Genomic DNA, 16,743 nt, shown 5'->3' with positions numbered 1-16,743 from the left:
TGATTATTACAATTTACAGCAGAAAAAAATCGGGTCTTACTGTACGGCTGACAGAGTAATGTTCGTATAACGACTGCGAGTCACTGTTATCTCCATACCTCCACATTAACCTGATTGACCTTTCTCGTTGATTTACTTGCCTGTCAGGCTTTTCACGATAAAGTCGAGCTGTGCATTCATGGAGATTGGATCATTAAAATAATAGGCAATCGGATCGATATTGAACACATGTTTGGCTTTCACTGCAGGCAGCTGCTTCCATAGACTACTGTTATACAGCGAGGTACCTTCCTTGTCGGCATCCCCGCCCCATGGAGCGGTGAAGATATAATCACCGGCAAAGTCGGGAACATTCTCCAAAGAGATGCTCACATAACCCGGACCATTATCGATCGCTTCTTTTTGCGTCATTTCGGTACCTTTGAGTCCTAACTCCTGATAGATAATCTCTCCGCCGCGGCCAAAGCTGTCGCCCATGACGTATACACCTTTGGCATAAGGCTGGATAATAGAGACCGTTTTGTCGCCTACTGCTGCTTGTACCTGTGGTTTGACTTCATTGATTTTGGATTCCCAGGCAGTTGCCACTTCTTTGGCTTTGTCTTCGGTACCCGTCATTTTGCCAAATTCTTGTAGCTGTTCCTTGTACGTGTACTGACCATACTTGATCGCTACTGTTGGTGCCACTTTGGCGAATTTGTCCAGATTGGCGTCTCCATCCCAGACGATGATCAGATCGGGATTCAGTGCCAGCACTTTTTCTACTTCAGGCGTTTCGCCCAGATTGGTGACGCCTTCTGTTGTGTCTTTGAGATAGATACTGTCAAATGGCTTGTTTGTTGTAGCAATCGGTTTGATGCCGAGTGAATACAGATAGCCGTAGTAGCTGTCTGCGAGTACAACCACACGCTGTGGATGACGAGGAACTTCTACATCGCCATTGGCTGCTTTGTAAGTAATTGTTGCACTCTCTTGTGCTGCCGGAGCAGTATCTGTACCTGCTGCAGGAGTTGTACTGCTGCCGTTTGTTGCGGATTGGCCACAAGCTGCCAGAATACTGATCAGCAGAACAGCCATTATGATCATGGTGAATCTTTTTTGTTTATGCATACGTTAAGACCGCCTTTGATGGGATTGGTAGATCTTTTTGTAATGATAAAGATTATCATTCGCAATTGACATCTTAGCATAAATGTCAGGGTCTAGCTACTGTTTTTCGTCTGATATGTAAGCGTTATACTATGTGGCTGTGTACAGGTTGCCATAATAAGCAGCTATGTTTGCAAATCAAAAGCACCCCTTGTCCTTCAGCAAGACTGTAAAAGCTGCTGATGGGCAACGAGTGCTTTTGGTTTGTATTATTTGCATATTGCACAGCGTAGGGTACGCTGCCTGGTGCATGATTGAAATACGATATTACTTATTATATTACTGCATACTGTATTATTTGAATGCCATTGCTGCGTGTACTGCTTTTTGCCATCCTCCGTACAGTTCTTCACGATACTTATCTTCCATTTTCGGTTCAAAGTTATCGATCAGATCGCTGTGTGTGGAAGCGATCTCGTCCAGGCTTTCCCAATAACCAACAGCCAGACCTGCCAGATAAGCGGCTCCCAGTGCTGTCGTCTCGTTAACAGCCGGACGCTCTACCGGTACGCCGAGGATATCGCTTTGGAACTGCATCAGGAATTCATTTTTTACTGCTCCGCCATCGACTTTGAGGGAACCTACAGTTACACCGCTGTCGCTCTCCATCGCTGTCAGTACATCCTTGGTCTGATACGCCAGGGACTCCAGTGTTGCACGGATAAAGTGCTCTTTGCTTGTACCGCGTGTCAGGCCAAAGGCTGCACCGCGTACATCGCTATCCCAGTAAGGACTGCCCAGTCCGACAAAAGCAGGCACGATATAGACGCCTTCTGTCGATTCGACGCGGGAAGCATAGGTTTCACTTTCAGCGGCATCGCGGAACATGCGCAGTCCGTCACGCAACCACTGAATCGCAGAACCGGCTACGAAAATACTGCCTTCTAGCGCGTAGCTGATCTTGTCGCCTACACCGCAGGCAATCGTCGTGATCAGTCCATGCTCGGAGCGGATAGGCTCTTCGCCGGTATTCATCAGCATGAAGCAGCCTGTACCATACGTATTTTTAACCGATCCTTTTTCATAACAAGCTTGTCCGAACAGAGCTGCCTGCTGGTCACCGGCTGCTCCGGCAATGGGAACGCTTTGACCGAAGAAATGATAATCGATGGTATGAGCATATACCTCGGAGGAAGGACGAACTTCCGGCAGCAAGGATGCCGGGATATCCAGAATTTCCAGCAGCTCCTCATCCCATTTCAGATCATAAATATTGTACATCAGTGTACGGGAAGCATTGGAATAGTCCGTTACATGGGCTTTGCCGCCGGACAGTTTCCAGATCAGCCAGGTATCGATCGTTCCGAACATCAGCTCCCCACGCTCGGCACGTTCACGTACGCCATCCACATTATCCAGAATCCATTTTACTTTGGTACCGGAGAAATAAGGATCGATCAGCAGCCCCGTTTTGTCGCGGAATGTCTGCTCCAGCCCTTTGGCTTTAAGCTCTTCACAGATATAGGCACTCTGACGGGACTGCCATACGAGTACATTGTAGACCGGGTCTCCTGTTTTGCGATCCCAGATGACAGTCGTCTCACGCTGGTTAGTAATACCGATACCTGCGATTTGAGCCGGTTTGACATGGGATTCGGACAGACAGGAAGCGATAACCGCCAGAATGGAACTCCAGATCTCATCTGCATTTTGCTCGACATGACCTGGTTTTGGGAAATACTGCGGGAATTCGCGTTGTGCCATATAGTGAATTTCGCCTTTTTTGTTAAAAAGAATTGCGCGGGAGCTTGTGGTTCCTTGATCCAATGCCATAATATACTGTTCCATCTATTAGTTCCTCCTCAGAATGATCACTATCGAATTTGCAATATCATAATTTGTTGTATTGGGTATGAAAAAGTGGAATCCGAAGGGCAGCTTAGGCAGCTGCCTGTCCGGAAGTGGAACGCTGAATCCGGCGTCCAGCCAGATGAGCGAAGAACAGACATACAGCGGTTACTGCCAGTAGTACCCACAGCAGCGGTGTGCTCTGTCCCAGGAATACAGTTTTGTAAAATAATCCGCCCAATGATCCGCCCAGCAGTGGACCGGCAACTGGTACCCAGGCATATTTCCAGTCCGAAGGACCTTTACCGGGGATCGGCAGCAGGAAGTGCATCAGACGCGGACCAAAGTCACGTGCAGGGTTGATTGCATATCCGGTTGTACCACCAAGAGACAGACCGATACTCACAACCAGCAGACCAACGATCAGCGGATGAAGACCCTGTGTGAATTCGTTGGCACCCATAGATAACAATACCATGACAAAGATAAATGTACCGATAATTTCACTCAGCATATTGCCCACCGGATGCTTGATCGCCGGTGAAGTCGAGAATACGCCCAGCTTGGTGGCCGGGTCTGGTGTTGCTTTCCAGTGCGGCAGATATTGGAAGTACACCAGCAGTGCACCTGCCATGGCGCCGATAATCTGGGCCAGAATATAAGAAGGAACCTGACTCCAAGGGAAATCGCCATTAAATGCCAGTGCCAGTGTAACTGCCGGGTTCAGGTGAGCGCCGCTCACGCTGCCTACAGCGTATACGGCCATGGCAACGGCGAGTCCCCATCCTGCTCCGATGACCATCCAGCCTGAATTTTCGGCAAACGTTTTACGAAGTGATACGCCTGCACAGACACCGCCACCCAGAGCAATCAGAATCATCGTTCCTACCAGTTCAGCTATAAACGGTGACATCATATAACCTCCATTCGATTTGGGAAAATGTTTTTGTCCGGTTACATTACGTATGTGTTTTATAGTAATAAACGTGAGCAGACGCAAAAGAGCCATCGCAAATCTCCCTCATGATGTATCAAGGGCTTTTGCGTGGCTCTCCGGTTCTCCGTCACATGTATTAACTTGTGTTCATCATATCGTAACATGTAAGCGGTGTCAACATCATTTTTTCATTTGTTCTTCATACAAATCTGTGATCTTCATCATCGCTGATACTGGCTAAATAGATACGAATTAGAGGTAGTCACTGCTGTTGCTCCGGCAGCCAGCGCATTCTCCACATCTTCTACCGTACGGATAAGACCACCCGCGAATACAGGGATGCCTGCACGTTCGACGACCTCGCGAATCATATGAGGGACGACACCAGGCAGCACTTCTATATAGTCGGGCTGCGTTTTCTCCAGCAGGGCATAACTTTTCTCCAGCGCAATCGTGTCCAGCATAAAGATACGCTGGATCGCCAGCACGCCTTTTTGTTTGGCTTTCATAATCACATTGCCACGGGTCGAAATAATGCCAAACGGCTTGATTTCCTGGCAAAGATATTCTGCTGCGTACTCGTCATTTTTGAGTCCATGCACCAGATCTGCATGCAAAAACATCTTTTTGTTGTGGCTGCCTGCCATTCTATAGATACTTTTCAACTGGGCAATATGGGTATCGAGAAACACCCCATATTGATAAGAGCTGTCCAGTAGCTGTTCGAACTGCTTCATATTTTTGGCAGCCGGTAAAATAGCCTGTCCTTCGTACATCGTATAATCACTCATTTCCTGAATTTCATCCTGCTGACAGCGGGTCAATAATCTGCATAAGACATCCACAGCAGCACCAACCCGCTGACTATTACTATTATGGAGGAGGATTGTCTATTTATTCATTCCAGTCATATTCCATCCGCTTGGCGGTTCGCTGGGCAGTCTCCATCCCCATGTACCGTCTGACAAGGTGCAGGGATAAGTGAATGCCAGCCGAGATTCCACCAGAAGTCAGAATCTGGCCTTCATCTACATATTTGATACCGGAACGGGTCTGAACCTGTGGATAATCACGTTCCAGACGCTCCAGATCCATCCAGTGAGTCGTCGCAGAGAGTCCATTTAACAGACCGGCTTCAGCCAGCAGCAGAGCACCTGTGCAGATCGAAGCAACGACTCGCTGCTGCTCGGCATGACTGCGAATCCACTCCATTACCTGCGGCTTGTGAATCTCGATTTCTTCTGCCCCATATCCGCCGGGCACAATCAGCAGATCGATTGGCGGAAGGGTAGCAAAGCTGCATTCAGGCTGCACCAGCATGCCATTACGGGCGGAAATCATTTGTCCGTCCTCTGATACGGTATATACGCGAAAAGCCTTGCTCTGGTCATTGCGTACCGAAATTGAAAATACTTCGAACGGGCCGGCAAAGTCCAGCACTTCCACTTCATTGAACATAAATATGCCTACATTGTATACAGGTACGTTGATATCCGTCATTATTATCCCCATTTCTGCTTCGGAATACAGAGACAGATTCTATCTTGTCTATATCATGTATTCTTTCTGCTTCTATTTGTGCATCATGAACAAACAAAATAATAAAAAACCTTTATTTTTCTGAGATGCGGGACAATAGCTATGTAAGGTTTTTTATAGTAAAATTTTGGACACTGTTATTTAAACAGCATACTACATAGAGACATGACAGAGGAGAATGAGCCATGAATGGAGTTGCAAGAATCAGCAAGTTTATCGGTAATACATTTTCCGTGTGGGTCATTTTATTTGCCCTGCTCGGCTTTTTCCTGCCCACCTTATTTATTGGGCTTAAAGGACAAATTTCTCTGCTGCTCGGTGTTGTCATGTTCGGAATGGGACTGACATTATCTTCGGCAGATTTTCGTGAAGTATTCCGCCGGCCGCTGGATGTGGCACTTGGCGTTGTCGGCCATTATGTGATTATGCCGCTGCTTGCCTACGGACTGGCAGTAGCACTGCATCTGCCGCCGGATATTGCCGTGGGAGTTATTCTGGTAGGATGCTGCCCAAGTGGTACAGCTTCGAATGTGATGACTTTTCTGGCTCGTGGCGATGTAGCACTGGGGGTATCGATCGCATCGGTCTCCACGCTGATTGCACCGCTTGCTACACCAGCGATGATCTCGCTGCTGGCGGGACAATGGATGAATGTCAGTGCAGGCAGTCTGATCCTCGATATCCTCAAGGTCGTAATCGTACCCATCGTGCTTGGCGTTATCGTCAAGGCGCTGTTCCGCAGACAGGCCGAAGCGGCTACTGTAGCGCTTCCTGCCGTATCGACACTGGCGATTGTTCTTATCGTAGCGATTGTAGTGGGATTAAACAAGCCCCACATTGTAGAATCCGGATTGTTGATTTTTGCAGTTGTTATTCTGCATAATGGACTTGGTTATCTGCTTGGCTATCTGTTTGCCCGCTTGATCCGTATGAACCCGGCTCAGCGCAAAGCGATTGTATTTGAGACCGGTATGCAGAACTCCGGACTCGGTGCCAGTCTGGCTGCTGCTCATTTTAATCCGCTGGCAGCTGTACCGAGTGCGATTTTCAGTGTATGGCATAATATTTCCGGCTCCCTGCTCGCGACCTGGTTTGCCAGAAGGGCAGCCAAGGAAGAGCAGGATGCGACTCCTGTTGATTCTGCAAAACACGGATAAGCTATTCTTTACCGTTTATAATCTATAGCAGACAACAAGCCCGGTAAGCGATGTATCGATCATCGCCCACCGGGCTTGCTGCTGCTCCAATAAGGTCTGCTGCTTTTCCCCTGATTACGTTTTAATGATTCAGCAGTTCGGCAATATTGGATATTTTTTTCTGATTGGCTTCGTGGAGCAGATCGGACAGCGTATACTTTTTGAGATATTCGATCGCTTGTCGCTCTGCGTCCATCATGACATTTTTGAGGATACTTCCAATCTCGGTACTGCTTGTTTCCATACATTCTGCAGGCGATGCCTGCTGCACTTCCTCATTGCGGATCGCCTGATAAATGTCTGCCAGTGTCAATGTATCTGCCGATATTTTCAAAGAATAGCCACCGTCTCTGCCTTCACGTGTATCTACGATTCCGTGGCTTGCCAGTGTAGCCAGAATTCTGCGCAGAAAAGTCGCATGTGACTGAACCTGTGCAGCAATAACTGAACTCGATACCGTTCCCCCATTACAGGCCAGCCCTGCCAAGGCCTGAACTGCCGTATTGAAGCGGGCCGGTCCAATCGATCTGGTTCTGGATGTAGTCATAACCTTCCCCCCTGTCTTAACTTAAAATTTTAGCTCAGTCATTAAGGCAAAGCAACGCGAATTCGTACATTCCTTTCTTTTTGTACTTAACTGGATGCCAAAAATTTAAATTGCAAAAATATAAAATCTGGCTTATCATAATCAGGCTAGTACGTGAAGACCGATAAACACGGATCAATGGATGTTTTTACAATTGTAGTTAGCTCGCTAACAAGTTTAACAAACCCACTTTATCAGAAAGGAGGAACAAAATTGGTCAAGGACAATTGGCGATCCTCCGAGACATCAGAAGCGATTTCCCTGTATAATCATAGGACACGCGACGATGCCGCCATGGAGATTACTTATCTGTACATGGGGATGACTGCGAATCTTTTTGAAGAGGAAGAATTAGCTATGGATTTTGATATGCGTGATCTGCCTACCCGCGAGATGCTTCAAAAGTTCTCCGAGCGTATTCCCGAAATTGATGTTACTGCAACAGAAGCAATGCTGCTGTTCATGAGAACCTCCTCCAATATTTTCAAAGTCAGTACGCAACGATATGAGCAATTTGGCATTTCCAGCGGAAAGTTCGCGCTGTTGATTCTGTTGTATCGTTATCAGGATACCGGGCTACTGGCGACGGAACTTGCGGAACGGGCAGGTATTACCAAAGCTACAGTAACCGGACTTATTGAGCGGATGGAACGTGATGGACTGGTTACCCGCCAGGATCACCCAACCGATCGCCGAATGAGTATTATTCATCTGACCGATGAAGGCACAGCATTAATGAATGAATTGCTCCCACTTCACTTCACAAGTACCTCTCATATGATGAGTCATCTATCGGAGGAGGAGCGTGAAGTTCTACTGAGTCTGATGCAGAAAATACAGAAGGGCATTTCGGAAACGGAACAGCTATAACCTCCATTCATCCGGGCATAACTATGCCCTTATCCGCCTAATGGTTAGCCGGCTTACTTTACAATTTAAAGCTATTCGGGATTTAAACTGTATCCATTTCGATTCTGTTCTATTGATTGGCAGGAAGAGAAATTTTGGGACTGCATTTTTCCCGTGTTAAACAACAAAGATTGGCTATGTATTTATTCAAATGATCAAGGAGAGTTCTATTCATGAATCGCAATCAAATCGCAAGTCTTGTTATTCCCGTTATCTCTATCGCCTGTCTGCTGGGGGGCGGATTTCTGCTGCAGGCCAAGGGTCAGGATCAGGTTACCCTATCCCAGTCTTCCCGCAGTGCTACCTTGAGCTCGGATACGGTTCATGTATCTTTTGAACAGGTAGGCGGCAAAGTGACCACCATTCCCTACCAGGAAGAAAAAGTCGTCAAAAAAGGCGATGTATTAATGAAACTGGATGGCACCGATGTAGATCTGCAGATCGAGCAGTTGCAAAAGCAACTTCAGCAGTTTGACACCCAGATCCAGCAGCAGGAGCAATCGATCCAATTGGGTTATGCCAAAGCCACTACTCAGGAAAAGCAGGCACAACTGGCAATTGCACAGGCACAGGTGAATCAGAGTAAAAGTCAGGCCGCTCTGGAGACATCCAAGGCTTCCCAGCGTCAAGCTGCAGCGGCACGCCGTCAGGCTGAGTCTGCCCAGCGCCAAGCTGCAGCCGCCGAGAAACAAGTCAATGACGGTTCCCGCAAAGAAGATCTGCTGCAGCAGCAGATCGCTGTCCAATCTGCTACCAAAAGCTTGCAGACTGTCCAGACCAGCTATGAGCGCACCAAAAAGCTATACGACGCCGGTCTGAGCAGCAAGGCTGAAATGGACAGCGCCGACAACGCGCTGACACTAGCCAAAAACCAGCTTAGCCAGCAGAAGGAAGCACTCACCAAAATGAAAAACGGCGCTACCGCCGAAGAACGCCAACAGGCAAATGAACGTACCCGTCAGGCTTCCGAGCAGGCGAATCAGGCGACCGAGCAGGTCGGTCAGGCTGCAGTAAGCATCATCCAGGCACAAGATGAGATCGAAGCTTCCCGGATCGCAGCCGAGAATTCTTCGACCCAGCTCGATACGGTTGCTCAGACCCGACAACAGCTGGCTGACCAGGAGTTATCCGTCAAACTGCTGAAGCAGCAAAAAGCCGCACAGCAAGTTGAACTCAAGACCCTTTTGCTCAAAAAATCCCGCCTGATACTCAAAGCTCCGCAAAATGGTAAAATCACCGCAGTCAGTACCAAAGTCGGTGAAAATATCGCTCAGGGCACTCCTGTGATTACGCTCGAAACTAATGAAATGTACTTTGATCTCTATGTGAGCGAAGATCAGGCAAGCAAGTTCAAAGCCAATCAGCAGGTACCGGTTCATCTTCCTGCTACCAATCAGGACATACAGGGCAAGGTACGCTATATTACTTCTGCACCGCAATTTGCCAACCTGCGTATGTCCCGTGAAAAAGGGGAAGCGGATATCGCCACCTTCCAGGTTCGCATCTATGTACCAAAAACCGGTGCACTGCTGCCGGGCATGACCGCTGAGGTGAATACTGATGAAATCACTTCTTGATGAATGGAACTACCTGATCAAATCCAAGTATCCGATTATTGCCATTATGTTTCCATTGGTCGCGGTACTCGCTTATACCCTGCTGCTGCCCAGCAGTCAGATTAACGAATCCCGCGTCATAGTGGTCGATCAGGACAATACGGCTTACAGCAGGCAACTGATTCAGAAAATCGATTCGTCCCAGTACATTCATGTGGCTCAGGTCGCATCTTATGCCGAGCACCCGGAGGAATACTTTTATCACGAGCAGTATCTGGCAGTGATCTCCTTGCCCAAGGGACTGGAGGATAATCACAACCGGGCAATATCGAATCGGCTGGGGCTGATTCTGGATAATACGAATAGCCAGTCGGTTACTTTTATCCGAACAGCGATGCAAGAGATTACCGCTACGGAAAATATGCAGCTATCTGTACCGGCTCTGGCACGAACCGGAATGAGCAGTACTCAGGCGCAAGGGACGCTAAGTAATCTGGCGGTTGAAGTCCGATCATTGTTCAATCCGACCAGCAATTATCAGAACACGACGATTCTGACATTTGTCTGCATGTTCTCGTTTATGATGTTGAATATTAACAGTCTGCCGATCGTCGCCCGGCTGCGTGTATCGCATCGTCTGGCAGGCGAGCTGCAGAATCCATTTAATCTGCTGTTCCGGATTATACCGTATCTGCTGTTTTCTACGGCCGGTCTGATTTTTGCGATGGGTGTATTGAAGCTGTTTGATGATACCCGCTTTGTCGGCAGTCCGTTTCTGTTTATGATTCCGGTCATGCTGTATGTATTTGGATCGGTATGTATCAATATTCTGATCGCCTGGGGAGCAGCACACCCGGGGATTGCGGTCTCGCGCATGATCTTTATTTTCATGCCTGCTTTTGTGTTGTCCGGTGGTACGATGGCCAGAGCGCTGTTCCCTCCACTCGCGCTGCAGATCAGTGACTTTTTCCCATTTGTATGGATGTTCAAATTCCTGCGCAGTCTCGGTCTTCGCGGCGCTCCATTCAGCGAGATGCTGCCAGAGCTTGGCTCCATGATGCTATATACTGGTGTGCTGGCTATGCTCGTCATTGCCCGTGGCCTTTGGGAAAAGCAAAAGCTGGCCAAACAGGCTACAGCAGCACCGGCTGGCGGTTTCCCCGGTGGTCCGCCGCCGGGAGCAGGTGGGCCACCCGGATCTGGTGCACCTCCGTCGCCATCCGGATCTTCTGTAGCAGGCAGCATGCCGGGAACTTCCAGCTCATCCGGTCCGCATGTACTGCCAGGCGGACCTCCTGCTCCGGCTCACGAACCTTCACGCAGCTGATAGGAGCCAGGATAAGTCATCATCTTCTAATATCCAGTTAACCATTCTATAAACACACAACAAAAAAGCTGTTCCACCGCGAAAGTCAAAGAACCATCCCGAATGTCTCAGAGGGAATTCTTTGGCTTGCGCTGGCGGAGCAGCTTTTTCATATATGATCGATAGCGTCACCTTATGTATTCAATAACAGGTGAAGCAACTGCCGATCCAGTTACCAAGTAGATTACAGGGCAAATGTATCGGTCAGAACCGGAACAACCTGGGATTTACGGGATACAACACCTTTGAGCAGTGCGGTATGGTTGTCCAGGGATACGTTGTATGCTTTTTCTACTACATCCGTGCGTTTACCCAGTGCCAGACCTACAGAATCGTTGTTCAGAATGTCGGTTACGACAAACAGGAACAGATCCAGACCTTTTTTCTCGATAACGGCATTGATTGCTGTTTCCAGAGCAGCCTGCTGGGACAGTACGTCATTTACGTCTACTGTATTTACCTGTGCGATTTCCACTTTGGCATCGCCCATTTGGAATTCTTTGGCATCCAGGGAGATCAGCTGTTCTACAGTTTTCTGGCTCAGATCCGCACCGGCTTTGAGCATATCCAGACCGTATTTCTCGGCATCCACACCAGCGATTTCAGCCAGTTCGCGCGCAGCAGCGACATCCTGTTCGGTGCAGGTAGGCGATTTGAACAACAGGGAATCGGAGATGATCGCAGACAGCATCAGGCCAGCGATTTCCTTGGTGATGGTTACACCATTTTCCTTGTACAGTTTGTTAAGGATCGTAGCGGTGCAACCTACAGGCTCAGCGCGATAGTACAGTGGAGCACTTGTCTCAAAGTTGGCGATACGGTGATGATCGATAACTTCGGTAACCGTAACCTGATCAATATCGTCAGCACTTTGCTGGCGCTCGTTGTGATCGACGAGGATAACTTCTTTCACTTCGCTTACTTTCTCTACCAGACGAGGAGCAGCTACTTTGAAGTAGTCCAGTGCATACTGGGTCTCTCCATTTACTTCACCCAGACGTACAGCTTCCGCATCCACACCCAGTTCTTTTTTCAGTGCTGCATAGGCGATAGCGGATGTGATTGTATCCGTATCCGGATTTTTATGACCAAAAACCAATACTTGTGGCATAATGACACTCCTTTAGCGATATAGGGTTTGCGGGAAAAGTATATCTTATCTTGCCCGTTTTCTTCAATAGTATACCTTGTTTCCAAATTAAAATGAAGTTAATCCAGACTAAGTTTATAGGAATAAATGAATATTTATTGGCGTGCTGTATCCGTCTTTGTACTCACACTATGCATAATAGCTGGTGAAGCGGCATGTGAATACAGCTGTTCCAGTTGCATAAATGCCCGGGCACCTGCCGACACTTGTCCGGAATACACAAGTTGCCCATACAATCGGCGTCCCTGCTCGATCCAGGGGATAGCTGCTATTCCCTGCAGCCGATCTGCTTCCCTTAGTGTAAATGAAGGCAAAAATCCGATTCCCCACTGTTTGTGCACAGCTTGTTTGATCGCTTCAATGCTGCTCAGTTCCCAACGTACATCTGCAGATAATGATGCCTGCTGCATCGTCTCCAGTAGTCCGGCACGGTACGTGCATCCTTCTTCTGTAAGAATCAGCGGCTGCTCTGCCAGTGCCGTCGCCGAGAGAGATGCTGAACCAGCAAGTGGATGTTGCTGATGCATAACGATCATCATCGGTGCTTCGAACAGCAGCATGCATTCGATGCCTGTATGGGTGAAGGGCTGATCAAGGATCAGTGCCAGATCCAGCTTGCCCTGCCTGACCTGCTCCATAAGCTCAGCTTCCTGCCCGAGAACAATTTTGACTTTGTAGGCAGGATAACGATGACGAAAAGCTTCAAGCAGCTCCGGCAGGTAATAAAGCGACAGTGATTCGATCGTACCAATTGTCAGCACCGGTACCTCCGGATGCTGATCAGTCACTGCTTCTCTAGCCTGCTGCTGCAGTTCCAGCATCTGCCGGGCATAGGGCAGCAACCGCTGACCCGCTTCTGTTGGCACCACCTGATTGCCGCTCCGCTGCAGCAAACGCTGACCGCCATAGAGCTGTTCGAGCCGCTGAATATGATTCGTAATGCTGGACTGGGCATAATCCAGTTCCAGGGCAGTTCGCGTATAATTCCCCCACTGAACAAGCGCACAAAAAGTTTTTAAATAAAGCAGCTCCATTTCCGTACCTTCTCCCCGATATTAGATATGCTTTAGCTTACGATAAATAGGCACTGTATTGCAGCAAATAATTACTTTCATAGAGAATAGAGCCTTAAATTAATCCTTTTTCAACTACGTTATCGATCATATCGATAGCTGCTATTCATAACTTCACCGTACCTGGCACTTCGCAATCCTGTACAATCCGTAGAGAAGACAGACAGAGCAGGAATATACCTGATCCTTTTATGACTTCAGATCAATAATCTAGATAATATAAAGGAGATGATTATTATGAATACACGTTCACGCTTTTCATCCGTTACAGAAATACCGGCGGCTGCACCCGAAGAGGCGTATCGCCATTTTACTATGCGTCTCGCCTATGAGACCGATATAGCCGATGTTGCTGCGGATCTGGGTAAAGGTGTTACTTCTTTTATGATGCTGGATGTACGGGATGAACAGTCGTATGCAGAATGTCATATCCCTGGCGCTATTTCACTGCCCGGACGCCGGATTAATGCAGAGACGACCGCCTCCTGGGATCGGGAAAAGACAATTATTACGTACTGCTGGGGTCCTGCCTGTAATGGAGCCACGCGCGCAGCTGCTACGCTTGCCCGGCTAGGATTTGCGGTTAAGGAAATGCCCGGTGGCATGGAGTACTGGCGCAAAGAAGGCGGCACAGTAGAAGGTACGCTTGGCGAAGAAGCGCCATTATACTGGCAAATACCTGCAAAAGCAGAATAATTCTTTTTGGATTACAATCAGATCATAAATAAATCCCCGGCTGCCAACTATCCATGCACCGGGGATTCTTTATTATTTTATCCACAGTGGATAACTCTTAAAAAAGTGAATATGCCGTGGATAACGTGGATAAACTGTTAATATTTTCTGCTTTTGTCTGTATAAGCTGTTTCTTGGAATGATATTTCTGCAAAATAATGATGATCTTCTATACTTTTCATCCTAGTTCCCTGTGTGATTCGAACCGGCAACAACTGCTGTCGATGCTCGTTCGGGTTGATCTTTGAAATGACGAATGCTCACCATATGGAGAATGACCGCAATTACGATCATCATAACAGCACCGATCTGTACCGCTCCCGATATGGACCAGAGCTCAGCTGCCATTCCAATGAGGAACACACAGATGATCTGCTGTATAGCCATCGCCAGCCCATATATACTGCTGATCCGTCCCATCATATGTGTGGGTACATGATTCTGGTAGAACGTAGTGAATCCGGTGTTTGCAAAGGCCAGACAGAAAGCCAGCAAAAAGAATCCCGCTCCCACCATCATAAATGAACCTGCAAAAGCATAAAGTACATAACCGATTCCTGTTCCTATCGCTCCGCCTCCAAGCAGCCAGGCTATGGACAGACGCTTGACGATCAGCATATTGACCAATGCACCTGCACCCAGACCGGCACCGGCGATACTGACAAGATAGCTGTATTCACTGTCAGAGACATGCAGTACCTGTTTGGTCAGCGCTACTTCCTGAGAATCCAGTCCGGCGGCCAGTACCAGAATCAGATAAAACAGCAGATAAATCAGCGTCGGTATCCGGTGCTGACTGCTGAAACCTGCCACTTCTTTCCAGTCTTGCTTCAATACCGTCCATGATAATCCGGAAGATACAGGTTGTCCATCTTCATGTTTGTTTGTGCTCAGCCGCAACCAGCCTCGTAACCCACGCCCATTGGCTCCAGCTTGACTTGCAGACGTTTGATCGGCCTTATTGCTTTCCAGATCAGGCAGAATCATCGTAATCAACCCTGAAAACAAAAATCCGCATGCTGTCAAAATAATGGCGGATTGCGGACTCATAATCAGGAACAGCAGCCCCGCTATCGCCGGCCCAATTAAAAAAGCTCCCGAACTGATCAGCCCCTGAACTGCATTGAATCGTTTGCGATGCTCTACCGGTATCAAACGTACAATATATCCCATTGATGAAGGACGAAAAACAGCACTGGCCATATAAATAAACCAGACCACTCCATAGATCATCCAGATCCTGTCTACAAAAGGAAGTACAAACAGTAGCGCCGACCGGGTCAGATCCAGCAGAATCATCAGATTACGCTTGTTCATACGGTCAATCAGACTACCTGCCCAGCTATTCATGCATAACGTGGCAAAAGGCTGAAGCATATACAATCCGGCAACAGCCAGCGCCGAACCCGACATATCCAGTACCGTCAGATTCAGAGCAATCAGGAAGATCCAATCACCGGTATAGGCAATGCCGATACCCGTCAGCAGAATCGACGGATATTTCCAAAAAGAGAACTGTTCTTTCCAGTTCGATCGACTTATGTATTTCATTCCTAGTAACCCCTCTCGTGATCAGGGGCAGATTCATGGAGATATCCGGAATAATTTCTTCGGCTGTATATGCCGGAAGTCCATGAAATGGATCATATTCTTCTAAGGTCTATTCTCAAGAAATGATCCGGAGCTCCTCTTTTCTGCCGCCTGATGAAGCTTGATTTAAATAACTCACCTGGGTACTGCGTATATTTTCTCTGTCGTGCTTCGGATTGCTTGTGGATGCGGTTCATTGAGCTTTCTCCTTTCTGTTTTTGATTTTTTACATTTTATAACAATCAAGCTGGGTTTACAAATAAAAACCAGGAAATCACAGTCTTATTCCAGCCTTCTTCATGATCCATCCAGCATTTTTGCAGACTATGTATATCTTTTTATGGAACTGGCGATTAAAGACCTCCGAACCAGTATAAGTATTAAATAAGACCTATTATTCTATCTAATAGCTAGACGCATTCCTCTGCTATGGAACTATCGATACAGCCAGCAAGAATATCATTAAGGGAGGAAATCGTATGATCGAGACAATGGAACCACAATTCTGGAGTATGACCTATCAGGATCAGATTACCCGAGAAGAAGCACTGAACTTCTATGATGAACTGGATGCCGTAGAACTGGAAGAAATGATAGGAACCTGGCGCGGATTTGAACTGCGCACCGGTCATCCGATGGACGGAATACTGGAGAAAATGCATTGGTATGGCAAGGCATTTCACTCGGTGGACAATGTCGATCCTTTACTTTTTTATAAAAAGAACGGCAGCATTTTCCCTGCCGATCCCGGTCGCCTGGTGGACAAAATGAAATTGGTACCCAGCGATGGCGGAGAAGCTCGTCTGCGTATGGTGGAACACCGTGGACGAATTACTGCGACGATGATCTATGACCATTTACCGATTATGGACCATTTCCGCAAGGTCAGTGTAGATGTTGTTATGGGCATGATGGATATGAAGAATCATCCGCTGCCGTATTTCTTTTACCTCAAAAAACTGGGTGGGCCGACTATTCGCTAACGAATAAATGATGTTCCCCCAGCTCCGGCAGCTACTGCATATATCCCTGTATGGTCATTGTTGACCGTATGGGGATTTTTATTTGAGCACATACCACATTCGACATAGGTTTGTTGTGCTATATCTTCAATCTAATATATTTTATATGAACTATAATCATCCGGTTTAAGAAAAGTTTAACTTTAT

General features: G+C 47.6%; 15 protein-coding genes. 6 read left to right on the top strand and 9 right to left on the bottom strand.

Annotated features, from left to right (window positions below):
* Positions 1 to 132 precede the first annotated feature (132 nt).
* The 5 genes from WH46_RS05595 to WH46_RS05575 form a co-directional block, all read right to left on the bottom strand.
* Positions 133 to 1,110, bottom strand: a complete 978-nt coding sequence (locus tag WH46_RS05595) for an iron-hydroxamate ABC transporter substrate-binding protein (RefSeq protein ID WP_046226042.1) — start codon at positions 1,108 to 1,110, stop codon at positions 133 to 135.
* A gap of 333 nt (positions 1,111 to 1,443) precedes the next feature.
* The gene (glpK, locus tag WH46_RS05590; protein WP_017814233.1) at positions 1,444 to 2,937 is read right to left on the bottom strand and encodes a glycerol kinase GlpK; all 1,494 of its coding nucleotides are present in this window, start codon (positions 2,935 to 2,937) and stop codon (positions 1,444 to 1,446) included.
* A gap of 91 nt (positions 2,938 to 3,028) precedes the next feature.
* Positions 3,029 to 3,850 carry an MIP/aquaporin family protein gene (locus WH46_RS05585; RefSeq protein WP_046226041.1) on the bottom strand — a complete coding sequence of 274 codons (822 nt, stop codon included), beginning with the start codon at positions 3,848 to 3,850 and terminating at the stop codon, positions 3,029 to 3,031.
* A 245-nt stretch (positions 3,851 to 4,095) separates the two neighbouring features.
* On the bottom strand, positions 4,096 to 4,665 hold the full coding sequence (locus tag WH46_RS05580; protein WP_026136297.1) for a glycerol-3-phosphate responsive antiterminator: 570 nt from the start codon (positions 4,663 to 4,665) through the stop codon (positions 4,096 to 4,098).
* 103 nt (positions 4,666 to 4,768) lie between these two features.
* Positions 4,769 to 5,374, bottom strand: coding sequence for a DJ-1/PfpI family protein (locus tag WH46_RS05575; RefSeq protein ID WP_046226040.1), 606 nt, complete (start codon positions 5,372 to 5,374; stop codon positions 4,769 to 4,771).
* Between the two features lie 224 nt (positions 5,375 to 5,598).
* On the opposite strand from WH46_RS05575, the gene WH46_RS05570 reads away from it, so the two are divergent.
* A complete protein-coding gene (locus WH46_RS05570; protein ID WP_046226039.1) occupies positions 5,599 to 6,570 on the top strand; it encodes a bile acid:sodium symporter family protein in 972 nt (323 codons plus the stop codon).
* 121 nt (positions 6,571 to 6,691) lie between these two features.
* On the opposite strand, the gene WH46_RS05565 is transcribed toward WH46_RS05570, so the two are convergent.
* A complete protein-coding gene (locus WH46_RS05565) occupies positions 6,692 to 7,156 on the bottom strand; it encodes an RrF2 family transcriptional regulator (protein WP_046226038.1) in 465 nt (154 codons plus the stop codon).
* A 252-nt stretch (positions 7,157 to 7,408) separates the two neighbouring features.
* On the opposite strand from WH46_RS05565, the gene WH46_RS05560 reads away from it, so the two are divergent.
* The 3 genes from WH46_RS05560 to WH46_RS05550 all read left to right on the top strand — a co-directional run bounded on the left by WH46_RS05560 (position 7,409) and on the right by WH46_RS05550 (position 10,987).
* The gene (locus tag WH46_RS05560; RefSeq protein WP_231584299.1) at positions 7,409 to 8,065 is read left to right on the top strand and encodes a MarR family winged helix-turn-helix transcriptional regulator; all 657 of its coding nucleotides are present in this window, start codon (positions 7,409 to 7,411) and stop codon (positions 8,063 to 8,065) included.
* Between the two features lie 212 nt (positions 8,066 to 8,277).
* The gene (locus WH46_RS05555; RefSeq protein WP_046226037.1) at positions 8,278 to 9,681 is read left to right on the top strand and encodes an HlyD family secretion protein; all 1,404 of its coding nucleotides are present in this window, start codon (positions 8,278 to 8,280) and stop codon (positions 9,679 to 9,681) included.
* Positions 9,665 to 10,987 (top strand): ABC transporter permease, encoded by a 1,323-nt coding sequence (locus tag WH46_RS05550; protein ID WP_046226036.1) that lies wholly within the window; start codon positions 9,665 to 9,667, stop codon positions 10,985 to 10,987. Before WH46_RS05555 ends, WH46_RS05550 begins: the two co-directional genes overlap by 17 nt.
* A gap of 223 nt (positions 10,988 to 11,210) precedes the next feature.
* Here the strand turns inward: WH46_RS05550 and WH46_RS05545 are convergent, their stop codons facing one another.
* The gene (locus WH46_RS05545) at positions 11,211 to 12,137 is read right to left on the bottom strand and encodes a manganese-dependent inorganic pyrophosphatase (protein WP_046226035.1); all 927 of its coding nucleotides are present in this window, start codon (positions 12,135 to 12,137) and stop codon (positions 11,211 to 11,213) included.
* Between the two features lie 134 nt (positions 12,138 to 12,271).
* The gene (locus WH46_RS05540; RefSeq protein ID WP_052714130.1) at positions 12,272 to 13,210 is read right to left on the bottom strand and encodes a LysR family transcriptional regulator; all 939 of its coding nucleotides are present in this window, start codon (positions 13,208 to 13,210) and stop codon (positions 12,272 to 12,274) included.
* 276 nt (positions 13,211 to 13,486) lie between these two features.
* On the opposite strand from WH46_RS05540, the gene WH46_RS05535 reads away from it, so the two are divergent.
* A complete protein-coding gene (locus tag WH46_RS05535) occupies positions 13,487 to 13,945 on the top strand; it encodes a rhodanese-like domain-containing protein (protein ID WP_017814222.1) in 459 nt (152 codons plus the stop codon).
* A 222-nt stretch (positions 13,946 to 14,167) separates the two neighbouring features.
* On the opposite strand, the gene WH46_RS05530 is transcribed toward WH46_RS05535, so the two are convergent.
* Complete coding sequence (locus WH46_RS05530; RefSeq protein WP_046226034.1) at positions 14,168 to 15,535, bottom strand: MFS transporter; 1,368 nt, start codon at positions 15,533 to 15,535, stop codon at positions 14,168 to 14,170.
* A gap of 518 nt (positions 15,536 to 16,053) precedes the next feature.
* Here WH46_RS05530 and WH46_RS05525 point away from each other — a divergent pair.
* Positions 16,054 to 16,557 (top strand): DUF4334 domain-containing protein, encoded by a 504-nt coding sequence (locus WH46_RS05525; protein ID WP_017814218.1) that lies wholly within the window; start codon positions 16,054 to 16,056, stop codon positions 16,555 to 16,557.
* Positions 16,558 to 16,743 lie beyond the last annotated feature (186 nt).

The organism is Paenibacillus dauci (genome assembly GCF_000971985.1).
GTDB lineage: Bacteria > Bacillota > Bacilli > Paenibacillales > Paenibacillaceae > Saccharibacillus > Saccharibacillus dauci.
The sequence above is the reverse complement of the archived record's forward strand: the minus strand, read 5'-3'. Positions and strand labels throughout refer to the sequence as shown.